This window comes from Gilvirhabdus luticola (assembly GCF_040117515.1).
In the GTDB taxonomy this organism is placed as follows: domain Bacteria; phylum Bacteroidota; class Bacteroidia; order Flavobacteriales; family Flavobacteriaceae; genus Gilvirhabdus; species Gilvirhabdus luticola.
Map to the genome: position 1 here is coordinate 16,640 of NZ_JBEEEN010000011.1, position 26,543 is coordinate 43,182.

At 31.9% G+C, this 26,543-nt stretch carries 22 protein-coding genes and 1 pseudogene; 13 read left to right on the forward strand and 10 right to left on the reverse strand.

Annotated elements, in window-relative coordinates; translation table 11 throughout:
• Positions 1 to 63: 63 nt before the first annotated feature.
• Entirely contained in the window at positions 64 to 1,758 is a 1,695-nt protein-coding gene (gene gldJ, locus AAFP94_RS14435) for a gliding motility lipoprotein GldJ (protein WP_409628966.1), read from the reverse strand.
• A gap of 262 nt (positions 1,759 to 2,020) precedes the next feature.
• Here gldJ and porU point away from each other — a divergent pair, with 262 nt between their 5' ends.
• From porU to AAFP94_RS14460, 5 genes are all read left to right on the forward strand, one after another.
• Positions 2,021 to 5,908 carry a type IX secretion system sortase PorU gene (porU, locus tag AAFP94_RS14440; protein ID WP_409628969.1) on the forward strand — a complete coding sequence of 1,296 codons (3,888 nt, stop codon included), beginning with the start codon at positions 2,021 to 2,023 and terminating at the stop codon, positions 5,906 to 5,908.
• A gap of 32 nt (positions 5,909 to 5,940) precedes the next feature.
• On the forward strand, positions 5,941 to 7,140 hold the full coding sequence (gene porV / locus AAFP94_RS14445) for a type IX secretion system outer membrane channel protein PorV (RefSeq protein ID WP_409628972.1): 1,200 nt from the start codon (positions 5,941 to 5,943) through the stop codon (positions 7,138 to 7,140).
• Positions 7,141 to 7,240: 100 nt separating this feature from the next.
• Positions 7,241 to 7,723 carry a cytidine deaminase gene (cdd, locus tag AAFP94_RS14450; RefSeq protein WP_409628974.1) on the forward strand — a complete coding sequence of 161 codons (483 nt, stop codon included), beginning with the start codon at positions 7,241 to 7,243 and terminating at the stop codon, positions 7,721 to 7,723.
• 90 nt (positions 7,724 to 7,813) lie between these two features.
• Positions 7,814 to 8,812 carry a pyruvate dehydrogenase (acetyl-transferring) E1 component subunit alpha gene (gene pdhA, locus AAFP94_RS14455; RefSeq protein WP_409628977.1) on the forward strand — a complete coding sequence of 333 codons (999 nt, stop codon included), beginning with the start codon at positions 7,814 to 7,816 and terminating at the stop codon, positions 8,810 to 8,812.
• Between the two features lie 3 nt (positions 8,813 to 8,815).
• Positions 8,816 to 10,432 (forward strand): pyruvate dehydrogenase complex dihydrolipoamide acetyltransferase, encoded by a 1,617-nt coding sequence (locus tag AAFP94_RS14460; RefSeq protein ID WP_409628979.1) that lies wholly within the window; start codon positions 8,816 to 8,818, stop codon positions 10,430 to 10,432.
• Positions 10,433 to 10,499: 67 nt separating this feature from the next.
• Here AAFP94_RS14460 and AAFP94_RS14465 read toward each other — a convergent pair whose 3' ends face one another.
• Both AAFP94_RS14465 and AAFP94_RS14470 read right to left on the reverse strand, forming a co-directional pair.
• Positions 10,500 to 10,892, reverse strand: coding sequence for a DUF4242 domain-containing protein (locus AAFP94_RS14465; RefSeq protein ID WP_409628982.1), 393 nt, complete (start codon positions 10,890 to 10,892; stop codon positions 10,500 to 10,502).
• 128 nt (positions 10,893 to 11,020) lie between these two features.
• The gene (locus tag AAFP94_RS14470; protein ID WP_409628985.1) at positions 11,021 to 12,118 is read right to left on the reverse strand and encodes a nickel-binding protein; all 1,098 of its coding nucleotides are present in this window, start codon (positions 12,116 to 12,118) and stop codon (positions 11,021 to 11,023) included.
• 68 nt (positions 12,119 to 12,186) lie between these two features.
• On the opposite strand from AAFP94_RS14470, the gene AAFP94_RS14475 reads away from it, so the two are divergent.
• Positions 12,187 to 13,122 carry a M28 family metallopeptidase gene (locus tag AAFP94_RS14475; protein ID WP_409628987.1) on the forward strand — a complete coding sequence of 312 codons (936 nt, stop codon included), beginning with the start codon at positions 12,187 to 12,189 and terminating at the stop codon, positions 13,120 to 13,122.
• Complete coding sequence (locus AAFP94_RS14480; protein WP_409628990.1) at positions 13,115 to 13,804, forward strand: SDR family NAD(P)-dependent oxidoreductase; 690 nt, start codon at positions 13,115 to 13,117, stop codon at positions 13,802 to 13,804. Before AAFP94_RS14475 ends, AAFP94_RS14480 begins: the two co-directional genes overlap by 8 nt.
• Here AAFP94_RS14480 and AAFP94_RS14485 read toward each other — a convergent pair.
• The 5 genes from AAFP94_RS14485 to AAFP94_RS14505 form a co-directional block, all read right to left on the reverse strand.
• Positions 13,794 to 14,273 (reverse strand): hypothetical protein, encoded by a 480-nt coding sequence (locus AAFP94_RS14485; protein WP_409628993.1) that lies wholly within the window; start codon positions 14,271 to 14,273, stop codon positions 13,794 to 13,796. The genes AAFP94_RS14480 and AAFP94_RS14485 overlap by 11 nt on opposite strands.
• 1 nt (position 14,274) lies before the next feature.
• On the reverse strand, positions 14,275 to 15,219 hold the full coding sequence (locus AAFP94_RS14490) for a homocysteine S-methyltransferase family protein (protein WP_409628996.1): 945 nt from the start codon (positions 15,217 to 15,219) through the stop codon (positions 14,275 to 14,277).
• An 8-nt stretch (positions 15,220 to 15,227) separates the two neighbouring features.
• Complete coding sequence (locus AAFP94_RS14495; RefSeq protein WP_409628999.1) at positions 15,228 to 15,989, reverse strand: sterol desaturase family protein; 762 nt, start codon at positions 15,987 to 15,989, stop codon at positions 15,228 to 15,230.
• A 103-nt stretch (positions 15,990 to 16,092) separates the two neighbouring features.
• Positions 16,093 to 17,868 carry a tetratricopeptide repeat protein gene (locus tag AAFP94_RS14500; protein ID WP_409629002.1) on the reverse strand — a complete coding sequence of 592 codons (1,776 nt, stop codon included), beginning with the start codon at positions 17,866 to 17,868 and terminating at the stop codon, positions 16,093 to 16,095.
• A 336-nt stretch (positions 17,869 to 18,204) separates the two neighbouring features.
• A complete protein-coding gene (locus AAFP94_RS14505) occupies positions 18,205 to 18,456 on the reverse strand; it encodes a hypothetical protein (protein WP_409629004.1) in 252 nt (83 codons plus the stop codon).
• Positions 18,457 to 18,536: 80 nt separating this feature from the next.
• Between AAFP94_RS14505 and AAFP94_RS14510 the strand changes: the two genes are divergently transcribed.
• The 4 genes from AAFP94_RS14510 to AAFP94_RS14525 all read left to right on the forward strand — a co-directional run bounded on the left by AAFP94_RS14510 (position 18,537) and on the right by AAFP94_RS14525 (position 22,564).
• Positions 18,537 to 19,130, forward strand: coding sequence for a SprT-like domain-containing protein (locus AAFP94_RS14510; RefSeq protein ID WP_409629007.1), 594 nt, complete (start codon positions 18,537 to 18,539; stop codon positions 19,128 to 19,130).
• Between the two features lie 8 nt (positions 19,131 to 19,138).
• On the forward strand, positions 19,139 to 20,218 hold the full coding sequence (locus AAFP94_RS14515; protein ID WP_409629010.1) for a mannose-1-phosphate guanylyltransferase: 1,080 nt from the start codon (positions 19,139 to 19,141) through the stop codon (positions 20,216 to 20,218).
• A gap of 2 nt (positions 20,219 to 20,220) precedes the next feature.
• Positions 20,221 to 21,684 (forward strand): DUF389 domain-containing protein, encoded by a 1,464-nt coding sequence (locus tag AAFP94_RS14520; RefSeq protein WP_409629012.1) that lies wholly within the window; start codon positions 20,221 to 20,223, stop codon positions 21,682 to 21,684.
• Between the two features lie 97 nt (positions 21,685 to 21,781).
• Positions 21,782 to 22,564, forward strand: a complete 783-nt coding sequence (locus AAFP94_RS14525; protein WP_409629015.1) for a hypothetical protein — start codon at positions 21,782 to 21,784, stop codon at positions 22,562 to 22,564.
• Positions 22,565 to 22,571: 7 nt separating this feature from the next.
• On the opposite strand, the gene AAFP94_RS14530 is transcribed toward AAFP94_RS14525, so the two are convergent.
• Together AAFP94_RS14530 and AAFP94_RS14535 are read right to left on the reverse strand one after the other, a co-directional pair.
• Complete coding sequence (locus tag AAFP94_RS14530; protein ID WP_409629018.1) at positions 22,572 to 23,339, reverse strand: ABC transporter ATP-binding protein; 768 nt, start codon at positions 23,337 to 23,339, stop codon at positions 22,572 to 22,574.
• Positions 23,339 to 24,076: an MlaE family ABC transporter permease gene (locus AAFP94_RS14535; protein WP_409629021.1), complete on the reverse strand. Its 738-nt coding sequence runs from the start codon at positions 24,074 to 24,076 to the stop codon at positions 23,339 to 23,341. The genes AAFP94_RS14530 and AAFP94_RS14535 overlap by 1 nt, the downstream gene beginning before the upstream one ends.
• 87 nt (positions 24,077 to 24,163) lie before the next feature.
• Between AAFP94_RS14535 and pafA the strand changes: the two genes are divergently transcribed.
• Together pafA and AAFP94_RS14545 are read left to right on the forward strand one after the other, a co-directional pair.
• Positions 24,164 to 25,852 (forward strand): alkaline phosphatase PafA, encoded by a 1,689-nt coding sequence (gene pafA, locus AAFP94_RS14540; RefSeq protein WP_409629024.1) that lies wholly within the window; start codon positions 24,164 to 24,166, stop codon positions 25,850 to 25,852.
• Positions 25,853 to 25,983: 131 nt separating this feature from the next.
• Positions 25,984 to 26,543 (forward strand): annotated as a pseudogene (locus AAFP94_RS14545) (hypothetical protein); the annotation flags it as partial.

The following is a 26,543-nucleotide window of genomic DNA, read 5'->3' on the forward strand; positions in this document are numbered from 1 at the left end:
AATAAATGTAACAAAAAAGTCCTAACGGAAAGTTAGGACTTTAATTTATTTAACTTTATTGGTCTAATTTTTTGTTTTATTCTTACGTTTGGATTTATCTCCAACTCTAGACATAGCACATCTAAATCCTATGTAATCTGTTGCCATATCTTGTGGAAAATAACGACGTTGAGCAGGATCTAACCATATTTCTCTATCTTTCCAAGAACCACCTTTATATACTCTAACTTCATCATTAATTAAAGATGTTCTGTTGTTAGATTTATCATACTCTCTAATTAATTCACCTGTTGAATCTCTATCTACTAAATGTTTTGGAGAGTTGTACATTTTTCTAGTTTCATCTGCTATTTCAGTACCTTCTTCATCATCAGAATTGAAATTTTCAAAATAGCGAGAAGATCTTTTGTCTCCATCTCTAAAGTTTCTATTGTCACTTGTGTCGAAGTTCGATCTTAAATAAGTTTCATCTTCGTCGACTGCAACTTGTAAAATTTCTCCAGGTAAGTTTCTAGCCACTACTTTTCCATTGCTTAATGTGTCATAAACAATATTTTCTGATGTCACTATTTTTACTGTACCATCTTCTGTGATTGCATTTTTAGTATATACATTTCCACGATAATAGTTGAAATCGTTAAATTCATCATCCACCATTGGTCTATAAACATCTGCTACCCATTCAGCAACATTTCCAGCCATATCGTACAAACCATAATCATTAGGTGCATAAGATTTTACTTCGGCAGTAATATCAGCTCCATCATCAGACCAACCTGCGATTCCACCATAATCTCCTTTACCTTGTTTGAAGTTAGCTAATTGATCGCCTCTAATTTTTCTTTTACCAGCGCGAGTATATTGCCCATCCCAAGGATATTTTTTACGTCCTCTATATACATTGTAGCTTCTAATTTCTGTAAGACCTAGTGCTGCATATTCCCACTCAGCTTCAGTTGGAAGTCTATATTTAATAGGAATAATACCAGATTCCCTTCTAGCATATATGTTTATTGGATTGCCATCGGCGTCTGTTTGTGCATTTCTACTTCTTCCTTTTTCAGGCTGAATAACTTCTTCATTACCACCAAAAGTTAAAGACGGTGCGTTAATATAGGTATCAGTATCAAAATTTGAATCGGCTGAAACATCTGTATAATAGGAGTCACGTTTTAAATAACCTTCTCTTTCAAGTGTGTTTTCAGCAACCATGTTAGATCTCCAATTCGCAAACTCTACTGCTTGAATCCAACTTACACCTACAACAGGATATTCTCTGTAAGCAGGATGACGTAAATAGTTTTCAGTCATAACTTCGTTATATCCTAATCTATTTCTCCAAACCAATGTATCTGGTAAAGCACCATGATAGATGGCTCTGTAATTTTCATCTGTTGGTGGATAAACACGTTTGATATAGTCTAGATATTCTAAATACATCATGTTAGTTACTTCAGTTTCATCCATATAGAACGACTGAACATGTTGTTGGTTTGGAGTATTATTCCAATCGTGCATAACGTCATCGTTAACACGTCCCATGGTAAAAGTTCCACCTTCAATAAAAACTAAACCTGGAGCGGTTTCTTGTTCTTTGAAGTTATTGTTGTATTGAAAACCACCTTCTCTGGCATTAATTTGCCATCCGGTAGCTCTAGAAGTGTTCTTTGAGCTTGATGATTTTTTACAACTGCTAATAACTGAAAATAGCGCCAGAACTAATAGAATTCTGTATGTTACTAATTTTTTCATATCCATATCTTTAAGTAAGCTAATATATTTTGGTGCTGCAATATAACAATTAAAGCGAATAATGCAAGCAAAAAATCAAGAAAAGACTAAAAAAAAGTGTATTTCACCCTATTTTTTATGCATTTCATCGATGATTTTAACGTTTTTGACCTATATTTTGTTCTACAATAACGTTAGTTTTGCTAAAATATTATTGTACTTTTGAATTGTTTTTTTAAAATTGTTTGTTTTTAAATAATATCATGATATTAATCACGTTATTTAGGCAATGAAAAAGGGATTTTTACTTCTTATTTTATTTTTTCCGCTTTTAATATTTTCTCAACAAAAAAGAATTAACATAGAATGGGAAGGTCATAAAACCATTTCTGTTGCTAATTATACTGCTAAAGTACCATCATTTAAAGGTAGTAGTTTTAGTTATGGTTTTGAGCATGGACTTCGTTATATAACACAATGGGATATTTCTAATAGTGTGGATGAATCTTCAGTTTCAATAAGTAATGTATCTTACGCGTCAATTTCTAATAGTGATTTGTTTGATTTGAATATAAAACAAATTCCTAGCGAAGCTAAATTCATATTAAAAAATACCAATGCTAGAGGTAAGAAACATGCTTATTTTGAAATATCACCAATAATAAAAGATCAAAATGGAAGTTTCAAAAAAATAACTTCGTTTACAATAAATTATTCAAACAGTTCAAATCGATCATCATTTAATAGAAGCAATAATACATATAGAACCATTTCCAATTCAGTTTTAAGTTCTGGTGAATGGTATCGTTTTTATGTGGACACTACAGGTGTATTTAGGATTACAAAAAGCTTCTTAAATCAACTTGGAGTCAATACAAATAGTATCAATCCTAGAAACTTACGTCTTTTTGGCAATGGTGGTAGAATGATACCTTATTCTAACTCTGTTAGCTATCCTTTTGATGTTACCGAAAATGCAATTAAAGTAGTTGGTGAGGAAGATGGAAGTTTTGATGATCAGGACTATATTTTGTTTTATGCCGAAGGTCCTAGAGAGTATAATGTAGAAAGTAACACCAATATTAATTGTTACACAGATAAAACCTATTATTATTTAAATATTGGTTCTGAAAACGGAAAAAGAATTCAACCATTTTTTCAGCCGACAGGAAATATTGATTTAATGATAGATACATTTCAGGATTATCAATTTCATGAGATTGATGAACATAATCTTGCAGAAGTCGGTAGAAGATGGTTTGGTGATAGGTTTGATATAGCTAATGACAAAACATTTGAGTTTGAATTTCCTAATTTGGTAACTACTGTACCTGTTAATCTTAAAGTTTATACGGCTTGTACTTCAGAGACTCCTACATCTTTTCAAGTAAATCTTAATGGAAGTAATATTACTACTTTGAACTTATCAGGAGCTTCAGAACCCACTTTAGCAACAGAATCCTTTTTTGATGAACCTGTTAATGTTAATTCTTCAAGTTTATCTGTGAATCTAGTTTATAATAATGGAGGAAACCCAAGTGCTATAGCATATTTAGACTATATATCTATTGAGGCCACAAGAGCGTTGAATTTTGAAGGGAATCAGTTCAGATTTAAAAATAATCAAGTAGGACAAAATTCGGGGATAGGACAATACAATATTACAAATGCTTCAGATATAGATGAAATATGGGATGTTACAGATTTGTATAATGTCACTAATTATTTGAATACCGATTCAAGTTCTATTTTAAATTTTACATCAACTCTAGGAACATTAAAAACTTATGTGGCTGTATCTTCATCCGACTACTATGAACCTCAAATGGATTCAGATAGAACAATTAGTAACCAAAACATAAAAGGAACAATCTTTTTAGATAACCAAGGCCAATTTCAAGACATAGATTATTTGATTGTTGCTCCAAATAATATGGCTAGCCAAGCAGAGCAGCTAGCTCAAATAAACAGAAACCAATACAAGTTGAATGTTAAAGTTGCTACTTTAGATGAAATATATAATGAGTTTAGTACCGGAAATCAAGACGTTGGAGCTATTAGAAATTTAGTAAAATATATTTATGACAATGCCGGCACACCAGAAAACAGAATTAAATATGTCTGCTTATTTGGAGATAGCTCGTTTGATTATAAAGACAGGATAAGAAATAACACCAATATAGTTCCTTCTTGGCATGCCTATAATAGCTTTAATCTTACCAATTCATTTATTTCTGATGATTTTTATGGAATGATGGATGATAATGAAGGAACCATGCATAATAGCGATAAACTTGATATTGCCGTTGGAAGAATACTAGCTGATACGCCTCAACGAGCCAGTGACATGATTGCTAAAATAGAATCGTATTACATTGATGCATCATTTGGGAGTTGGCGAAATAATTTTGTTGTTGTTTCAGATGATGTTGATCAAGATTGGGAAGGTATCATTCAATCTACAACTGACAATATTGGTAATATGGTTGCACAGGAAAAACCTTTTATTAATGTTACTAAAATTCATGCAGATTCTTTCGAACAAGAAACATCTGCAGGTGGTGAAAGATATCCAAAAGCGAAGGAAGCATTTATTAATGCAATTGAAAATGGAGCATTGGTAGTTAACTATTTTGGACATGGTGGTGAAGATGGACTTATGCAAGAGCGAATATTAGAAATACCAGATGCACAAGGCTTAGGTAATGTTTGTAAGTTAAACTGTTTTGTTACTGTTACCTGTGAGTACACTAAATTTGATAATCCATTTAGAGCAACTGCTGGAGAATATACATATTGGAATAAAACTGGAGGCGCAATTGGATTAATAACAACAACACGACAGATTTTTGTAAGTACAGGAATTACATTTAATAATGTTTTAGAAGAATATTTATTTTCTTTTAGTGATAATGATACATATTCAGATAATGAGTATCCTTCAATGGCCGAAGCCTTAAGATTAACAAAAAATGATCCTTCAATTGCAAATCAAAGTCAGAGAAGATTAGTATTTTTTATTGGTGATCCGGCGATGAAACTAACATTCCCCAAACCAAATATTCGTTTAACTAAGATTAATGATGTACCCATTGGACAAAATCCAGATGTTTTAGAAGCTTTAAGCCATGTAAAACTTTCGGGAGAAGTAACTGATATTTCAGGAAACGTTTTAAGCAATTATACAGGAACATTATCAACTACAATTTATGATAAACCTATTGATAGACAAACATTAGCCAATGATGGTACTCGCTTGAATGGGCAGGTGATAAAACTTGATTATACAACTTTGGGAGAAATAATTTTTAGAGGTCAAGCGTCAATCACTAATGGTTTATTTGAATTCGATTTTGTGGTTCCAAGAGACATTGGAATACCAGTAGGTTATGGAAGGGTTAGTTTTTATGCAAAAACAGAAAACCCTATACAAGATCAAACAGGTGTAAGTATCAATACGGTCCAAATAGGAGGTTTAAATGAGAATGCAGCCGAAGATGATATTGGACCAACTATAAAATTGTACATGAACGATGAAAATTTTGTTTCAGGTGGAATTACAAACGAATCACCAAGCTTATTAGCCAAGCTTGAAGATGAAAATGGTATTAATACTTCAAGTGGTATTGGACATGATATTGTAGCCATTATTGATAATGATGAAACAAACCCTTTTGTTTTGAATGACTATTATCAAACAGAGGTTGACGATTATCAAAAAGGAACAGTAACTTATCCATTAAGAGATTTAGAGCCTGGTCTACATACTTTAACATTAAAGGTTTGGGATGTCTATAATAATTCTTCAATTGCAGAAATCCAGTTTATTGTTCATGATGAAAACCAAGAATTGGTAATCAACAATGTTTTAAATTATCCAAATCCGTTTGTAAATTATACAGAATTTTGGTTTAATCACAATAGTTCAGAACCTTTAGACGTTTCTATACAGATATTCACGGTTTCGGGAAAATTGGTTAGAACTTTAAATGGACAGACAAATGCAGAAGCGTGTTGCAATGATGGAGCGTCTTCATTATCAAGGAATATTGTTTGGGACGGAAGAGATGATTTTGGTGACAAAATAGGAAAAGGAGTCTATATATATAAACTTACAGTTCGTTCTAATTTGTTGAATAAAAAAGTAGAAAAAATAGAGAAACTTGTAATACTATAATAAAGAATTATATTTGTTAAATAAATTTTTACATGAGAAGCAGGATTATATTACTAATAACTTTTGCATTTGTATTTAAAATAAATGCGCAAGAGACAATCATTTTTGAAAACCAATCTTCAGTAATTACCACAGGAGTTCCATTTTTATTAATTGCATCAGATGCAAGAGCTGCCGGAATGGGAGATATGGGAGTTGCGACTTCAGTTGATGGGTTTTCCCAACAATGGAATGCTTCAAAATATGCATTTTCAACAACCAAACAAGGAGTAGGAATAAGTTATACACCGTATTTAAGTAAATTGGTCAATGATATATTTTTGGGTAATGTAACTTATTTTAACAGAATTGATGAACGCAGTGCTTTCGCAGCCAGTTTTAAATATTTCTCTTTGGGAGATATAGAATTTGTTCAAGATGAATTTTCGGAAGCTTTAATACAACGTCCAAATGAGCTAGCTATTGATGCTTCTTATGCTCTCAAGTTAAATGAGCAGTTTGCAATGTCAGTTGCCATGCGCTACTTAAGATCAGATTTAAGACTGGATGTTGGAGATACAGATGCTGCAGCAGCAAGTACTTTTGGAGTTGACATTAGCGGTTATTATCAGAGTGAAGAAGAAGCCTACAATGATTTTAATGGAAGATGGAGAATGGGTTTTGCAATTCAAAATATTGGTCCAAAATTCAAGTATGATGAAGGAGGTCAAGAAAACTTTCAACCAACAAATTTAAGAGTAGGAGGAGGATTTGACTTTATTTTTGATAGCTATAATAAAATAGGTGTAACAGCAGAAATTACTAAACTATTAGTGCCAACACCACCATTATATGGATTTGTTGATACTGATGGAGATGGAACTCAAGATGCAGATGAGCCTACTATCATTGTAGAAGGAAAAGATCCAGATGTTAGCTTTTTAAAAGGAATGTTCCAATCATTTGGTGATGCTCCAGGTGGTTTTAGCGAAGAGTTAAAAGAATTTACCTGGGCATTAAGTGCAGAATATATGTATCAAGACTCATTTGCGTTTAGAGCTGGATATTTTAATGAAAGCGAAGAAAAAGGAGCAAGAAAGTTTTTTGCTCTTGGAGCCGGATTTAAATACAATGTTATTAACATGGATTTATCTTACCTGTTCTCGGCCTCAAAAGTTCAAAGCCCATTGGAAAACACATTGCGATTTTCTATAACGTTTAATATAGGTGCAGATACGTATTTCGAGTATTAAAATAGCTGTCTAATTTTAGAATTAATGAATAAAACTATTGCTTATGGCAATAGTTTTATTGTCTAAAATAGTTTCTTAACTTTATACAAAATGTTTTGGCATGAAAGAACTTAAAATTGAATCTACATTATATGTTTTTGATTCTCTTCAAGATGTCCCACAAGATATTAAGAACTTAATGAATCATGCGGTAAAGGCAAGAAACAAAGCTTATGCACCATATTCTAAATTTAATGTTGGAGCTGCAATACTTTTAGATAACGATGAAATAATTTCTGGTAGTAATCAAGAAAATGCTGCTTATCCGTCAAGTCTTTGTGCAGAGCGTACAGCAATTTATTTTGCGGGAGCAAAATATCCTGAAGCCAAAATGCTTAAAATGGCAATAACAGCTGCTTCGCAAAATAATTTGACAGACAAGCCAATTCCGCCATGTGGTGCATGCAGACAGGCAATTTCAGAGTATGAAGTAAATCAAAATAAGCCTATCGAAATTTATTTTATGGGAGAAATGGGAAAGGTTATAAAGTCTAATTCTATATCAGATTTGTTGCCTTTTGTTTTTGATAGATCTGCACTATAACTATTTCTAAAAACTTTACAAATTTCAGTCTTTTTTATTACTAACTAAAGTGTTACTTTTGTTATTCTGTTTTATTAAACAAGTGATACAATGCAAAAAATAACCAAGCAGACATATTTAAAGTGGTACGAGAACATGTTGTTCTGGAGAAAGTTTGAAGATAAACTAGCTGCTGTATATATACAACAAAAAGTAAGAGGATTTCTACATTTATATAATGGCCAAGAAGCGGTACTTGCAGGTGCCTTGCATGCCATGGATTTGACTAAAGATAAAATGATAACGGCTTACAGAAATCATGTACAGCCAATAGGAATGGGTGTAGACCCTAGACGAGTCATGGCTGAACTTTATGGAAAAGGTACTGGAACGTCTCAAGGTCTTGGTGGATCAATGCATATTTTTTCTAAAGAATATCGTTTTTATGGAGGTCATGGAATTGTAGGCGGTCAAATACCATTGGGTGCAGGAATAGCTTTTGGAGATAAATATCACGGACGTGAAGCTGTGACTTTATGTTGCTTTGGTGATGGAGCAGCCAGACAAGGCTCGCTGCACGAAACTTTCAATTTAGCGATGCTGTGGAAACTTCCAGTTGTCTTTATTTGTGAGAATAACGGTTATGCTATGGGTACTTCTGTTGAACGTACAGCAAATCATACTGAAATTTGGAAACTCGGAAGAGGTTATGAAATGCCTAGCGGACCAGTAGACGGAATGAATCCAATAAAAGTTGCAGAAGCACTTTATGAGGCTATAGAAAGAGCAAGACGTGGTGATGGCCCATCTTTCCTTGAAATGAAAACTTACCGATATAGAGGACATTCTATGAGTGATGCACAGCATTACAGAACGAAAGAAGAGGTTGAAGAGTACAAGAAAATAGATCCAATTACACAAGTAAAAGATGTTATACTTGAAAAGAAATATGCAACTGAAGCAGATTTAAAAGTGATTGACAAACGTGTAAAAGATTTAGTTAGTGAATGTGAAAAGTTTGCAGAAGAATCGCCATTTCCAGAAAAGAACGTGATGTATGATGCTGTTTATGAACAAGAAGATTATCCATTTTTACAACATAAATTATAAGCTATGGCAGAAGTAATTAATATGCCTCGTTTGAGTGATACCATGGAAGAAGGAACTGTGGCAACTTGGTTGAAGAAGGTTGGTGACAAAATTGAAGAAGGAGATATTCTAGCAGAAATAGAAACTGACAAAGCAACCATGGAGTTTGAATCTTTTCATGAAGGGACATTGTTGCATATTGGAGTTCAAGAAGGAGAAACCACAAAAGTTGATGAACTTTTAGCAATTATTGGAGAAGAAGGTGAGGATATTTCAAGTTTCCTTAACGGAAATACATCATCAGAAAAGGAGGAAAAAGAAAAGCCAGTTGTCGAAGGTTCAAATGAAGAATCAAAAGATGAAGCTGATAGTTCTAATGATATTCCAGATGGAGTTACTGTGGTAACTATGCCTCGTTTGAGTGATACCATGGAAGAAGGAACTGTAGCAACTTGGTTGAAAAAAATTGGTGATGAAGTTTCAGAAGGAGAAATTTTGGCAGAAATTGAAACTGACAAAGCAACCATGGAATTTGAATCATTTCAGTCTGGAACATTATTGTATATTGGTCTTAACGAAGGTGAAACTGCAAAGGTGGATTCACTTTTAGCAATTATTGGTCCAAAAGGTACAGATGTATCAAATATTGCTAAAAACTTTAAATCAGCTTCCAGTGAATCTAAATCTGAAGAAGTAACTCAAAAGGAAACATCTGAAAATGAACCTGTTAAAGTAGAACAACTAAAACAAGAAACTCCAAAAGTTGAAACTAATGTAAACACTACTAACGGTAGATTATTTGTTTCACCATTAGCAAAAAAGATGGCTCAAGAAAAAGGAATCAATCTATCTCAAGTTAAAGGTTCGGGAGAAAATGGACGTATTATTAAGCGTGATATCGAGAATTTCACGCCTACAACTTCTGCTGCAACAGTTGGCAAATTTGTACCTACTGGTCAAGAAGATTTTGATGAGGTTGCAAATTCTAATATGCGAAAAGCAATTGCTAAAAATTTAGCAAAATCAAAATTCACTGCTCCACATTATTACTTAAATGTAGAGTTTGATATGGACAATGCCATCGCATTTAGAAATCAGTATAACAGTTTGCCTGATACAAAAATATCATTTAATGATATGGTTGTTAAAGCGTGTGCATTGGCATTAAAACAACATCCTCAAGTTAATTCGCAATGGTTTGATGATAAAATGAGATTGAATAATCATGTGCATATTGGAGTAGCTGTTGCTGTTCCTGATGGTTTGGTCGTGCCAGTTGTTCGATTTGCTAATGAGCAAACTTTACCTCAAATAGGTGCTGCGGTAAAAGACTATGCAATAAGAGCAAAAAATAAAAAATTATCTCTTGACGAAATGGAAGGCAGTACTTTTACAGTATCAAATTTAGGTATGTTTGGTATAGAAAGCTTTACATCTATTATAAATCAGCCAAATTCTGCAATACTTTCTGTTGGAACCATTGTTCAAAAGCCAGTCGTTAAAGATGGCCAAATTGTAGTGGGTAACACAATGAAACTCTCAATGGCTTGTGATCATCGTACTGTTGATGGTGCTACTGGAGCTCAATTCTTGCAAACCTTAAAAGGTTACATAGAGAATCCAGTCACGATGCTAGTTTAAGTCTTAATAGTGAATAAAAAAACCATCATAAATGTGATTGCTTTTTATGTTTAATAACCTAAATTCTTTAATTCGTAGCTGTTGCTGGGTTTATAATAGTTTTTACCTCAACTACAGAGTTTGCTGGAAAACCACCTTTATTGGCATGCTCTCTTACTAAATCTTCATTTTTAGCCATATATACACAATATACTTTGTCTCCAGTAACATAGCTATGCAGCCATTTAATATTTGTCTCTCCCATTTGGTCTAATACACCACATGATGTCTGTGAAATGGCCTGTAATTCTTCTGATGTTAAATTCCCAGCTCCTGGAATTTCTCTTTCAATAACGTACATGTTTTGATCATTTTTTGTCATTTCATTTCTTAAAAGATCTGTAGCAGAATTTTCTTGTCCCATCATGTTAGAAGTTGTTAATGCAATAGTTGCGATTAATAATAGTTTTAAAGTTTTCATAATTGGTTGATTGTTAGTTAAACATTAATTATTACCTAAAACTAAAATTTTACTTATGAATTGATTTTTACTTTTAATTCAAAAGTTTGCAAATTTGAGTCATTTGCAAAAAAAATGATTGAAAAAGACTAATAAATATGTTGCTGTAAATATTTTGACGGAAGTATTTTGAATTTTTTCTTAAAGCATTTTGAAAAGTAGGCAAGACTATTAAATCCAGTTTCGAAAGCTATTTCAGATATGTTTCCTTTCTGATCATGAAGTAATTTTAATGCATTATTAAGCCTGTAATCCATAATAAAATTATTTGGAGATTTTCCAGTAAGTGATTTTAATTTTCTGTTAAGTTGAGATTTACTATATCCCAAATCTGAACTAAATTTTTCAATATTCAATGAAACATCATGCCAAGTTATTTCAAGATAGTTCATCAACTTGGTTAAAAAATCTTTTTCATTCGGTTTTAGAGTACGTATCAAATCTTGATCTATGTAAGCGTTTTTATTTTCACTTTCATATAATTTTTTTAACTCATTGGTAATCACGATAGGGTTTTTAATTACATCACACATTCTTGTCGCCAGTGTAATAGTCTCTTCAAATATTTTTTCATCATCTTTTGCTAAAGGAACTCCAGAAGTCAAACCAATTTTAAGATTCCGAAAAGCTTTTTCAAATTTTGGAGTTATGTATTTGATGTTGGAGTAAATCTTAATGGCACATAAAATTGCACTGGATACGGATTTAAATGACACCAAATAGCTTGTATTATCTTGTTTTACAATCCTACCTTCAAAATGATTTAAAGTTTTGGTAACGCTATTGTGAAATTTTTGAGTAAAAACATTATACTGATTGCCTTCTGTTCTATTAAGATAATTACCAGTTTCTATAACCATTATAGTTCTAAACGCTGGATCATTAATAATATTTAATTCTGTGTCTTTAGCTTTTTCAGGGTCAGAAATTCTTCCTAGAAAAGATCCAACTATAGTTGGTTCAACTTCAATAATTTTTGTTGGAAGATCACCATGAGATTCATGATGCATATTGTAAACAGCCTCTTTATTCGGAGCTTCAATCAAACAAAAGGCATATTTCTTGTCCAAATCTAACCAATAAGTAAAACCTCGGCAGTCATGTTTATGTTCGATTGCTAAATCTTTTTGATGTAATTCGGCCAGAGCTTCAGGAGTAATTTCACTCGGAAGTTCATGCCGATCCATATAAATAGGCATCTTAAATACTTTTCATTAAAGTTAAGGAATTTTATATATTTATCTAAATTAAAATTATGAGAGGTATTTTTTTTTTATTCTTAATCCTATCTACCTTTATTGGATGTAAACCTTCAAAAACCATTATTATATTAAGTGATGAAATTAAAGAATCTGTTATATATCTTTCTTCAGATGATTTAGCTGGACGAAATACAGGAACAGGAGGTATTGAAAAAGCAGCCAAATATATCGAACAACAGCTTAAAAGTTTTGGAGTTAAGCCATATTTTGAATCGTATCGTGATGATTTTAAAGCAAAAGGTTTGGATGCTTTCAATATTGTTGGATATATAGAAGGAACAGACTCTAAATTAAAGAATGAATTTGTTATCATTTCAGCTCATTATGATCATATTGGTTATGCAAAAGCAGTTGATAATGACTCCATTGCCAACGGAGCTAACGATAATGCCTCTGGAACTAGTTCTGTATTAGCCATTGCAAAATATTTTGCAGCAAAAAAGAAAAACAAAAGAAGCATCATGTTTGTTTTGTTTTCAGCAGAGGAATTAGGTCTTTTAGGTTCAGAACATTTGGCCAAAAGATTAAAGAATGAAAATTTAGATTTATATAGTATGTTGAATTTTGAAATGACAGGTGTTCCTCTTAAAGATCGTGATTATGTTGCTTTTTTGTCAGGTTATGACCTGTCCAATATGGCGTCGAAAATTAATGAATATGTAGATAGCAACCTCATTGGCTTATCTGATATTGCTAAAAAATATAATCTTTTTGTGGCATCAGATAATTATGCTTTTTATAAAGAGTTTGGTTTACCTTGTCAAAGTTTATCTTCTTGCGATTTGTCAAATTATGATTATTATCATCATGTTGACGATGAAGCCGATAAATTAGATTACGATTTTATGGCGAGTTTGATCAACAAAATCATACCAGCTATAGAAAAAATGTGTGATACACCTACAAAAGAAATTGAAATGTATGAATAGAGTTAAGAATATTATCATTACTGGAACAAGCAGAGGCATTGGTTTAGAATTGGTTCATCTCTTTGCAGATGCGGGCCATAATGTTTTGGCATTGTCGCGTAATGCACAACCTGTCAACAATCTTCATTTTGATAATATTTGTTCACTATCATTTGATTTGGAAGTTGAAACCGATTATCAAAAAGTAATTGATTTTATAAAGGTTGAATGGAATCAAGTCGATATTCTAATCAACAATGCTGGAAGTTTGATTAACAAACCATTTGCAGAAACAAGTACAAAAGATTTTTTGCATGTCTATAAAACTAATGTTTTTGGCGTTGCTGAATTAACACGTATAGTTCTTCCATTTATGAATAAAGAAAGTCATGTTGTAAATATCAGTTCTATGGGTGGAGTTCAAGGTAGTATGAAATTTGCGGGATTATCAGCTTATAGTTCTAGTAAAGGAGCAGTGATAACTTTAACAGAATTGCTAGCAGAAGAGTATAAAGAAACAGGACCGAGTTTTAATGTTTTAGCTTTGGGAGCTGTACAAACAGAAATGCTTAAAGAGGCTTTTCCAGATTATGAGGCGAGAACGTCGGCACTAGAAATGGCACAATATATTTTTAAATTTTCCTTGAATGGGAATAAATATTACAATGGGAAATTACTTCAAGTTTCTAATTCTACGCCTTAACCCTTTTTAGCTTCTTTCCAGTTTTAAGATAATAGTTTATAGCTTTTTCCCAATGCGTCATTGAATTTAAAAATGATTGCTCAATTTGAGACATTTTTTCTTCCACTTGGGTGTTTTCCAAAAGGGTGTACAAATAAGAAATGTAAGTTTTGGTATAAGATTCATTAATTTTTTCTAATTGCATGTTGATTCTTACCGTATTTTCTTTTGGTGTTACCCTTAAAAACTCTATTCTATAATTTTTTTTATCGTATTGGGTAACGTGCCAAATGGTTTCTTTGTCTTTATTGAGTTGAGTTATAAAAACACAATTTTTTTCAATTAGTCCGGAAATTGAATAAATCATTTTGCAATCCCAACCATCGATCCAATCTCTTTCTCTAACTGGACATAAAAGAGGAAAAACCTCTTTTATGTTTCCAGTATTCATTTGATTATAACTGAATGTTTTTTGAACGATTTCTTTCATTTTATGCTTCAACAGGAATTGAAATGTTTTTACATATTTCGGCTACATGCTCCACATCTGAACCACAGCAACCACCATAGATGTTTAAATTTGGCAACTTTTCTTTCAATTGAGCATGCCACTTACCAAAGTCTAAAATGTCGCCTCTATCTAATTCAGTAGCTTCATCCAATTCAGCATGACTTTTACATGATGCATTTGCTCTTATGGCTTTAATTCTAGATTTCCACTTGCCATCTTCTTCCAATTGGTCAACAAAATGAGAAGGATGAGCACAATTAATCATATAGTGCAAAGGATAACTATTTGTTGCTCTGTCAATAGTTTCAATAGCATCTTTTAATGTTTCACCACTTGGTAGATGACCATCAGTTTCAACAGTAAAAGAAATGACTATTGGTAAATCATTTTCTTTAGCTGAATTTACAATGCCCAATGCTTCGTTTATATAACCCATGGTCAAGGCAGAAGCCAAATCGGCACCTGCTTCCTTAAATGCCTTGATTTGTAAATCATGATATTTTTGGGCTTCAATTTCAGACATAACTGCTGTAATTGTATAGCCATCTTTTGCAGGTCCAATCTGACCACTTATCAATATAAAAGGTAAATTGGCAGAGTATTCGTCCTTAAAAGCTTTTAATTGCTTTATAGCTAGCTGATTTACTTTTACTAAATCAGATTCATTGTAACCAAGCTTAAATCCCCAATCTCTGTTGGCTCTCCAAGTACCACTTTCTAATATATAACCAAGTTTATATTGTTTTGCTATTTCAAGATGTTCTTTATAATAATTATAGATGACGTCATCATATTTTGGTTTGTCAAGCAAATAAAATGATGCAAAATGTGGCAGATCTATGTTATGGTGAAATAACAATGTAGTTTCAAATCCACTATCAGTTAGAACAGGTATGTTTGAGTTTAGATAATCTTTAATGTTCATAATATTATTTATTTATTTATAGGTTCTTTATTTAAATCTTTAAATGTTAGCATTTTCCAAATTTTGGAAGATGCACCTTGATAAAATCCAGTTTCATGTTCAAAGGTTTTAGGATTTTTGAAGGTCCCAAAAAGAATATCAATCAATGGTAAATCTGAATAGTTGTATTTATGAATTCCTTTTGCATGGTGTACTGTATGACTTTCAGGACGTTGAACGATATAGCCTAACCAACGAGGTGTCTTAATATTTGAATGTTGAAAAATATTGAAGAACGTTGTTACCAAGAGCATAACTGTAATGGCTTGAGGACTAAATCCCATAAGTAGTGCAAAACAAATACTTCCAAGAAACGTCCATCCAATCATATCTAAAATGCTGAAATAAAAAGTACCATAGGTATCTAGTCTTTCTGCGCTATGATGCATCTGATGAAACGTACGCCATAAAAAGTCTGACCTATGCATAGACCGATGCCAGATATAAATAGCTAGCTCAACAAGTAAAATGGCTAATATAGAACCGCTAATTATTCCAATACCAGAAAGATCAAATAATTGAAAAGGTTCTAAATACGGATCTGTTAATAAAGGTAGGTAAGAAGATAAATAAAAATAAACAGCAAAAGCAGTTAGTCCTTTCAGCTTCCAATATTTTACTTTTGGTAATTTCTTTGCTGGAAATAATGCTTCCCATACAATGAGAATTGCATACATAACCAAAATGATCAATGAAATGGGGTCGAGTAAAATTTCTAATGGTGTTGGCATGATAAATTAATTTTAAATTGATTATAATTCGCTTACACCTTTATAGACGTAAGTTTTGTCCTTACGATGTAAGTTCATGAAAAAAGAATTGTAAGGAGAAATATTAAACCATCCAAGTTACTTTCAATTCTGGTTTGTAGGAGCAGAATGTACCTGTACTTATTGAATTGGAAAGATGTTTAGCTAGTTGAGGATGAACTGCATCAATTTTTTTTATGGCACTTCGAATACGCCAGGTTACGGCTGATCTGGCCTTTTCTACGGAAGAACCAATTTTTCTGGGTTTGCCGGCAAGGCCAAGTGATTTAGATAAATGATCGACAAGAGATTCGTATTCTTTTTCAAGCGAATAAGTTAGCTCATAATTCTGCATTTCTTTAGCATCCTCTATTTTGGATAGAAGGGATTCTATTTTCTTTTGATAAGAAGCTTTGGCTTTTTCATCAATAACGTCTGAATCTATATTTTCATGAAGATTAGATCCCATGAGTTCCATACAGTGTATGTCGCTGTTAGGTGTTGATAAAAGTATAGCTATGTCACTATTTCCTTTTGAATCCTTAACTAAAGCATTCTGTCCCTGAAAAATCACTTCCCACATATCGCCTTTTTTAATGAAAGAAGCTTCATGCTTAATACTTTCAATTATGGGTTCACTAGCAGGAGAAATGTTTTCTCCTTTGGCTATAAAATCCCAAAAAGGACGAAGATTGGTTTTACCCTTAAATGGATTTACATTTATTTGCCATTCCAGAGCTTCTCTTTCTGTTGCATTCTTTTTAATATGGGCACTAAAATTTTCAACAAAAATATTCCAATATTTTCTTACGTTTTTTAAATCATTAATATGAAAATAAATTGCAGCAATAAAAACAGGAAAATCTACCCAACTTTGATCAAGTTTAATTTTTTTGGCTAGCTCAAGTGCTTTTTCAAATTGGCTTAATTCAAAATAAATGAAAGTTCCATAAGTCAGGAATTTATCTTTATGGAACGGATTTAAGGTATTGGCTTTGTTATATAATTTCAAAGCTTCGTCTGGGTGGCCTAAATAGACCAATAAAAAAGCAATGCTCATTAGATTTAAAGCATCATTGGGATTCATTCTTAAAGATTTCCTTAAGCAATGTTCTGCTTTCTCATATTCTTCAGAATATAAATAGGTTCTTCCAAGAACCATCAAAGCTTGATAATCATTTTCGTCAAGTTCAAGTGCCTTTAGGGCATATTTATGTGCTCCTTTACTACTTACTTCCCATCTGTCCCAAACCTGACAACTCCATTCATTAAAATAGGACAAAGAAATTCCAGTGTATGCTCTAGCATAATTTGGGTCTACCTTTAATGCTTCATTAAAATATTTACGCGCCTTTAGATCACTTTCCAGCGTTCCTTTATACATGATATCCATACCTTTTAGCCAATAAACATAGGCATCCAGATCAGTATTTTTCTTTTTGTAAGAGTATGATAAAAGATTATAATCTATCTGTTGTTGCAATACATTCACAATTTGATGGGTCACCGCGTCTTCTGCAAGGAAGATGGATTCAGGAGTTTCTAAATGTTGACCTGCAAAAACTATTGAGTTTTCAGAAGCATTGATAAGCCTGATATTGATTCTAATTTTATCAAAATGTGATCTAAAGCTACCTGTAACAACATAGTCAACATTGAGTTCGGTTAACGAGTTGATGTTTGAAGTGTTCTTAAATTGTCTTGTAGAAAAATGAGAAAGAACAGATAAACCATTAAACTTTGAAAAATTTGTAATAAGATCTTCAGTAAATCCAAGCATTATCGGATTTAACTTTTCAATATCTGTTAAAACCTGAAAAGGTAAAACAGCAATGGTTATTTCTTTGTTACGATTAGACACTTTGCAAGGAATTGTGTAAATAGTAAAGATAAAGAATTCACTTAAATTTATAGGAGCATTAATTTTTGTTTTAATTCTTTTACTGAATTAACTTTATTTAAATCTGAATTGTCGATTTCGTATAAATCTGAAAAAGTTTTAAAAGTAGAGCCATCGGATCTGGTTCTTAAAGATCCTTTTTTGTAATAACGTCTTTTCAGCACAAAATCTTCTTTAGTAATCTAACCACAAATAGTGAGTTCTTTTTTCGTTTTGTGATAACTGCAAAAAACATACACTTCGGTTTTAAAATAGTCCTGAAGTTTTAAAAAATTATTTGTGTAATATGGCTTTACATTAAGTAGTTCTACCCATAGTTTTTACATCAATCTTTTTATTGTTAAAAACAAGATCAACACCTTCATCAAAACCATAACGACCATCGACTTTTTCTAAACCAAAAAGTTCCATAACAACACTTTGACCAATAATCCCGGTAAGTTGTTGTTCTGGTGTACCATTAGCTTGAGAACGCTTTCCAAAATTGTAATTAGAAATTTGTTTTTTGCAATACTCTATAAGTTCTTCTTTTACTTTTATAGTAAACACAGATATACTTTTATTTTTTAATTTAAGATTTTAAAATAATATAAGAGAAAAATTTTAATTATTTGCCATACTTTTGAGCAATGCAAAAAAGATTACAAGATTATATTCCTTCAGCTTCTGAATCAAAAGTTTTAAAGCTTTTAGAGCATGATAATTTGGTAGTAAAAATAAAGAAAGAAAGAAAAACAAGACACGGAGATTATAGAAAATTACCTAATAATAAACACCAAATAACCATAAATGCAAGCTTAAATAAATATCGTTTTTTAATTACACTCATTCATGAGATTGCACATTTTGAAGCGTATAAGAAACATGGCAAGTTTATTAAACCACACGGTCTTGAATGGAAGCGCTGTTTTCAGCATTTAATGTTATCCTTTTTAAATCCTGATATTTTTCCAGCAGATATTTTACCATTACTTGCAAGACATTTTAAAAATCCAAAAGCTAGTAGCGATACAGATGTTATTTTATCAAGGGCGTTAAAACAATTTGATGAACCTAACAATAAAACATATGTTGTTGAGATTCCTTTTGGGACTAAATTTAAGATGTATAATGGCAAAATTTTTAAAAAAGGAAATAAACGAGTTAAACGTTATGAATGTATTGAGATTAAAACTGGAAAGTTGTATCTTTTCAATCCAAATGCAGAAGTTGAGATAATTTAAAATTATTTATGAGTAAAAACCATTACGCCATATTAATGGCAGGAGGTATAGGATCAAGGTTTTGGCCAGTAAGCACAAAAGCTTTCCCAAAGCAATTTCACGACATGTTAGGAACTGGTGAGACTTTAATTCAAAAAACGTTTTCTCGTTTAAGTAAAGTTATTCCAGAAGAGAATATTTTCATTTTAACTAATAAATTGTATAATGATTTAGTATTTAAACAATTGCCAAAACTTACAAAAAGACAAGTGGTTTTAGAACCAGCATTACGAAATACAGCGCCTTGTATTTTATATGCTTCTTTAAAAATTCAGAAAGAAAATCCAGATGCACTCATTATTGTTGCACCTAGTGACCATTGGATTGAAGACGAAGATACTTTTGTGAAAAACGTTCAACAATCTTTTGACTATTGTTATAAGCACAATTCTTTGATGACTTTAGGCATTCAACCTACTTTTCCAAATACAGGTTATGGTTATATTGAATTTGATAATTCTTCAGATTATAGCATTAAATCTGTAAAACAATTTAAAGAAAAACCAGATTATGAAACGGCAAAAAAATTTCTGTCACAAGGAAACTTTTTATGGAATGCTGGTATTTTTATGTGGCATGTTAATAGTGTGATAGATTCTTATAAGAGGAATCAACCAATACTTTTTGCCCTATTTGAGAAAGGAATTGATTTTTATAACACAGAACTTGAAGACAAATTTATTGGAGAGAATTATATGAAAGCTGAAAATATTTCTGTGGACAATGCCATTATGGAAATGTCTAAAAATGTATGTGTTCTTCCTGCTGAATTTGATTGGAATGATTTAGGAACTTGGGTTAGCTTGTATGATAAACTTGAAACAGATCATGACAATAATGCCATTATAAATGCGAAGACATTAGTGTCTAATTCAAAAGGAAACATCATAAGAACCAATAAAAGTAAGCTTGTTGTTATTGATGGTGTGAATGACTATATTATTGTGGATAAAGATGAGGCTTTATTAATTTATCCAAAAGAAAAAGAACAGGATATAAAGGCAGTTCTCCAAAACCTGAAACAAAAATTTGGTGAAAATTTTGAATAATCATGGAAGAAAGTAAGTTTAATTTTTCAGAAGAAGAAGCAAAGCATGAACAGAATGTAGAGCAATCTAAACAGGCTGTTAAAAAAGATGCAAAAGGTTTATTTGCAAGTATCAAAAAGTTTTTGAATGAACTTTTAGATTTTCGTCAAGACACCGATAGGGATGCGACTATTGCTGCAATAAAAGCTGATATACCTTTTAAGGGGGCAACAGCTTGGATTTTGGTCTGTTCTATTTTTGTGGCTTCAGTAGGTCTTAATGCAAATTCAACTGCCGTAGTTATTGGCGCCATGTTAATTTCTCCCCTAATGGGACCAATATTAGGTGTAGGTATGTCTGTTGCCATAAATGATATAGATACGATGAAAAGGTCTTTAATCAATTTGGCAATCATGATTGGTTTGAGTTTACTTACGGCTTTTTTATTTTTTTATATATTTCCGTTAAGCGAAGATACTTCAGAACTTTTAGGAAGGGTTAAACCAGATATACGTGACGTATTAATTGCTTTTTTTGGTGGACTTGCCTTAATAATTGCAAGAACAAAACGTGGTACAATTGCATCCGTTATTTTTGGAGTTGCAATAGCAACTGCATTAATGCCTCCTTTATGTACTGCTGGTTATGGATTAGCTATAGGTAATGGACCTTATTTTTTAGGAGCTATGTATCTATTTACTATAAACACCATATTTATAGCTTTGGCAACTTTTATTGTATTGAAATTATTGCGTTTTCCAATGATAAAATACGTGAATTCCAAAAAGCGTAGTCGGATTTCAAAATTAGCAACTTTATTAGCCGTTGTAGTTATGATCCCAGCCGTTTGGACATTTTTAAACGTTTTGAACGAGAATAATTTTAATAGAGATGCTCGTAATTTTATTGAGAATGAGTTAAATGCTTTACCTCATGCTTCCTATTTAAAGAAGAATGCAAATTATACATATTCCGATGGAGAATCGTCATCAATAATTATTAACACTTTTGGACTTGATGAAATTCCTGAATCTACAATTGCACTATTAAAAAGTAGAATGAATGATTACAATGCTCTTAATAATTGTTCTTTAGTAGTCAATCAAAGCAAGTCAAAATATACAGATAATTTGCGATATATGGAAGAATTGCGCTCTAGAGATTCTTTGGATTTGTTATCACAATCTGAAAAAATCCGATTTCTAGAAGGCAAGGTAATTACTTTATCTAAATTAGAGAAAAACTATATTGCATTTGATGGTTTAACGAGTGAATTAAACATTGTCTTTGAAAATATTGAGCAATTTTCTTATTCTAATCAAATAACTACAAATTTTAAAAAAACAGATACACTTTCAATATTTTCAGCCAAATGGTATGACTCTATTGCCACCAAGGAAATAATTGAAAAAGATAAAGAAAAGCTAGAAAAGTGGCTTAAAAGAAAATTAGATTTAGATACCTTGATAGTTAAGAGTTTAAATTAATTTTAGTTTGTATTGATAAAAAGATTAATTTAGTTGTATTACCAAATATTTCATGGATTTATTAATAGCGTAGTGATTAATTAAGTTTATCTACTTTATGATAAAAAGTATACTCATAGGTGTTATTACCCTATTGGTTTTAAAATCTTATTGTCAGTCAAATAATACGCAAGAATCTACATTTTCAAAACTTAATTTTTACAATTCAATTGAAACTAATAAGGAATTTGATACTCCTAAAAACATCATAGATAGTACTATTTTAGATGCAAATAGTTGGGCAAAATGGGGTTTCGGCGCAGATTTGTCTACAGGTTATAGCATTTTTACTGAAGGACTGCATGGTCAATTTAACAATCAACTTTTATTCGGCGTGTCATTTAGCATGCAGTATAAGAAGATTATGGTTATTAATTTAGGATATTTTTATGGGCGCAGTAAAACAAAAAAGGAAATTGAAATTGATAATTTAATTTGGAAGAAAAACAGTAAAGCACATTATCACAATTTAGAATTATCTGTAGCTTATCCTTTATTGGACAATAATTCATTAAGGGTGTTACCATTTATAGGCGTATCTATATCAGGGATATTGGCTAAAGACTTAAGCCCCAATGCAGATTATATTTTTGATTTTGAGAAGAATGAGATTGAAGAAAAATTTAATTTTTACGATGAACCTATTTTACTGGGATTGAGTTTTGACATTAAAATGAACCGTGATGAGAATGATAAAAAAAATGTATTTGGTTATTTGAGAGTTAAATACACCTTTAATCTAACGCATTTTGATAAAGATTATAACGAATTTACTGGCAATATTCACACCATAACTTTTGGGTTCGGTGGATTTTTAAGAAAGTCTCGGGACATACAATAATAATAAATTACTGTTTTTCTTCAATATACATTTGTCTCACTTTCTTCATCAATTCAGAAGAATAAACAAAGTCTGTAACCACTTCATTATCTGTTTTAAAAATGTTGTCTCTGCTTCCAGACCAAGCTTTTAGTCCATCTTTTAAAAAGATAATGGTTTCTCCAATTTCCATGACAGAGTTCATATCGTGAGAATTTATCACAGTGGTGATATTGTATTCCTTGGTAATTTCCTGAATTAAATTATCAATAACAATGGCAGTTTTTGGGTCTAAACCGGAGTTAGGCTCATCACAAAATAAATATTTTGGATTATTTACAATAGCACGAGCTATCGCAACTCTTTTCTGCATTCCACCGGAAGCCTCGCTTGGCATTTTTTTATGAGCATCAACAAGATTAACCCTTTTTAAAACAGTATCTACTCGATCATCCATTTCAGAATTAGTCATAGCGGTAAACATACGAAGTGGGAACTTTACATTCTCGGCTATTGTCATGGAATCAAAAAGGGCACTGCCTTGAAATACCATTCCTATATCGGCCCTCAAATTTCTTTTATCATCTTCAGAAAGTTTCGAAAAGCGCCTGCCTTCATAAGAAATACTGCCACCTTCATGTGTAAACAATCCCAACAGACATTTTAGTAATACTGTTTTACCAGAACCACTTTGACCAATAATTAGATTGGTCTTCCCTTTTTCAAAAGTAGTGCTTATGCCTTTTAAAATGTGAGCGTCTCCAAACGATTTATGTAAATCTTTTACTATGATCATTAGCCTAACAACATTCCGGTTATAATATAATTTAACAATATGATGGCAACACTGGTCCAAACAAATGAAGTTGTACTTGCTTTACCAACTTCTAACGCACCACCTTTCATATAAAACCCATGAAAGGATGGAATTGTTGCCAAAACAAAAGCAAAAACAAAGGTTTTGATAAACGAATATATCACATGAAATGTATCAAAATCTGTCTGTATTCCAATAATGTAATTCTCTAAAGTAGTATATTCTCCAAAAACGCAAGCAGCCATACCTCCAAGGATTCCCAAGAACATTCCAATAGCGATAGCAAAAGGATAAAACATTAAAGCAACCGTTTTAGGAAAAACTAAATAATTAAGTGAGTTTATTCCCATAACTTCAAGCGCATCTATCTGCTCTGTAACTCTCATGGTTCCAATACTTGAAGTAATGAAAGACCCTACTTTTCCTGCCATAATAATTGATGTAAATGTAGGCGCAAATTCTAAAACTACCGATTGTCTCGTTGCAAAACCAACCAGATATTTTGGAATTAAAGGATTGCTAATGTTCAAAGCAGTCTGGATAGTAATAACTCCTCCAACGAAGAATGAAATGAATGCAACTATACCCAGTGATTGAATAATCAAATCATCTATATCCTTTAAAATTAAGTGTTTCATAACGGACCACTTGGTTGGTTTACGAAACATTTCTCGAATCATTAAAAAATAAAGACCAATATTATGGAGGTATGTCATAAAAAAATAAGTTACTGCTAAAGTAAAAAATTAGTATTACTTATTTAACCATTATTTTAAATTAAAGAAACAATAAATCCCTTATTTTTGAAACACAATATTATTATGGTTATGAAACGCATATTATTTTACCTATTTATTTTTTCATTCGTTATAGCGAGTAGAGCACAAACAGCTACTATAGATAGCAATTCAAAACCAAAATTAGTAGTTGGTATAGTGGTTGACCAAATGCGATATGATTATTTAACCCGTTTTTATAATAAATATGGAGATGGTGGTTTTAAACGAATGATGGATGAAGGCTATAATTGTAAGAATAATCATTTCAATTATATTCCGACAAAAACAGGTCCTGGCCATGCTTCTATTTTTACTGGAACTACACCAAAATATCATGGAGTGATTGGTAATGATTGGTATGAAAAAGAATTAAGACGTAACGTAAATTGTGTTGATGATAATTCTGTTTTGCCTATTGGAACAACAAGTAATGATGGTAAAAGATCACCAAAGTGGATGTTGTCCACTACTTTTGCCGATGAAAATAGATTGTTCACACAAATGAAAGGAAAAACCATTGGAATATCTATTAAACATAGAGGAGCAATTTTACCAGCAGGACATACCGCAAATGCTGCTTATTGGTTTGATTATGAACATAATGGAACTGGAAATTGGATATCAAGCTCTTATTACATGAATGACTTGCCTCAATGGGTAAAAGATTTTAATGATTCTGATGCAGCAGAAAAATATTTCAAAGTTTGGAATACATTGTATGATATAGATACGTATTTCGAAAGTGGTAATGACCTTAATACTTTTGAAAGAATATTTAAAGGCATGGAATCAGCAACATTTCCGTATGATTTAGAAGCTTTGAAAAACGAAAATGGAAACTTTCAAATTATTGCGGATTCCCCTTTTGGAAACAGTTTAATCACAGATTTTACCTTAAAAGCGATTGATGCAGAACAATTAGGCGTAGATGAAATTACCGATATCCTTACAGTAAGTTACTCTAGTACAGACAAAGTAGGACATGATTTTGGCCCAAATTCAGTTGAAGTAGAAGACACCTATTTGCGTTTGGATTTAGAGTTAGAGAGATTGTTTGATGCACTTGATGAAAAAGTTGGAAAGGACAAGTACACAGTATTTTTAACATCAGATCATGGAGCAGTTGATGCTATTTTATATTTACAGTCATTAAAAATTCCAGGAGGATTTTTTGATACTAGAAAAATGAAGGAAGACTTAAATATATTTTTGGAAGATCAGTATCAAGTATCTAATTTAATTTTGAGTAGAATAAACAATCAAATTTATTTAGATCATGATAAAATTAAATCTGAAAAACTGAATTTAGAAAAATTAAAAGAAGCAATTTCAATTAAATTATTAGAGTATAAACTTATTGATAGAGTTTTTATAGCTTCAAATATTAATCAGTTTGGTGGACAACACGGATATCTTGAAAATTTATTAAGCAATGGCCACAATCAAAAACGTTCAGGTGATATTTTATATGTTTATAATACATCAGTTTTACCAGACTCTCAATGGAATAGAACGGGTACAGATCATGGTACAGGATATAATTATGATACTCATGTACCTCTTCTATTTTTTGGTAAAGGAATTGAACACGGTCAAACCTTTAAAAGAACAGAAATAACTGACATTGCACCAACTATGTCTGCACTTTTAGGAATTGGTTTTCCCAATGCTTCAACAGGTAATATACTAGATTTTGTATTAAAACAAAATTAAGCATAACTTCAGGCAATATATTATATAACTTTATCTGTTTTAATTGCTTTTTATCGAAATGTTAGCTGGCTAACATTTTAATCGTTAGCTATTTATTAAATTTATAAAGTAAAATTTTAAAGGCAATCGTTATGAAAAGAAATGTACGTAATGTTGCTCCAAATTCAATTTTTTATACCTACATACTTAACAATTTACCAATCTTTTTTATCCTCTTCAGTATATGCGTTCTTAATGCACAGAATTGGCATGCCAATGAGAATGCAACAGTATACGGAGGTGATATAACATTTATTGATGGAGAGTCCTATAATAGTGTTTGTGTTGGTGACGGAGAAGCAGATCATGTAGAGGTTGTTCTCGAAAATGCATCTGGTCGGGTAAAACAATGGATTATCACTGATGAAGAAGGTAACATTCTTGCTCTTCCAGATAATCCATCTGATATTAATTTTGATGATGCTAGTGTAGGAGTATGCTTAATCTATCACTTATCATACAACGGCATTAAACCTTTAGTAGACCCTTCAGGACAAGGTAAGTTTACTAAAAATATTAATGATATTGTTGGCAGGTTTGATTTATCTGAACCTATTGCCATTGAGAGATTCCTTCAGCCAACGGCAGGCGTATTGGAAGGCGGACCTTTCGAGTTCTGTGTTGGTGATGGAGAGGCTGATAATATTCCTGC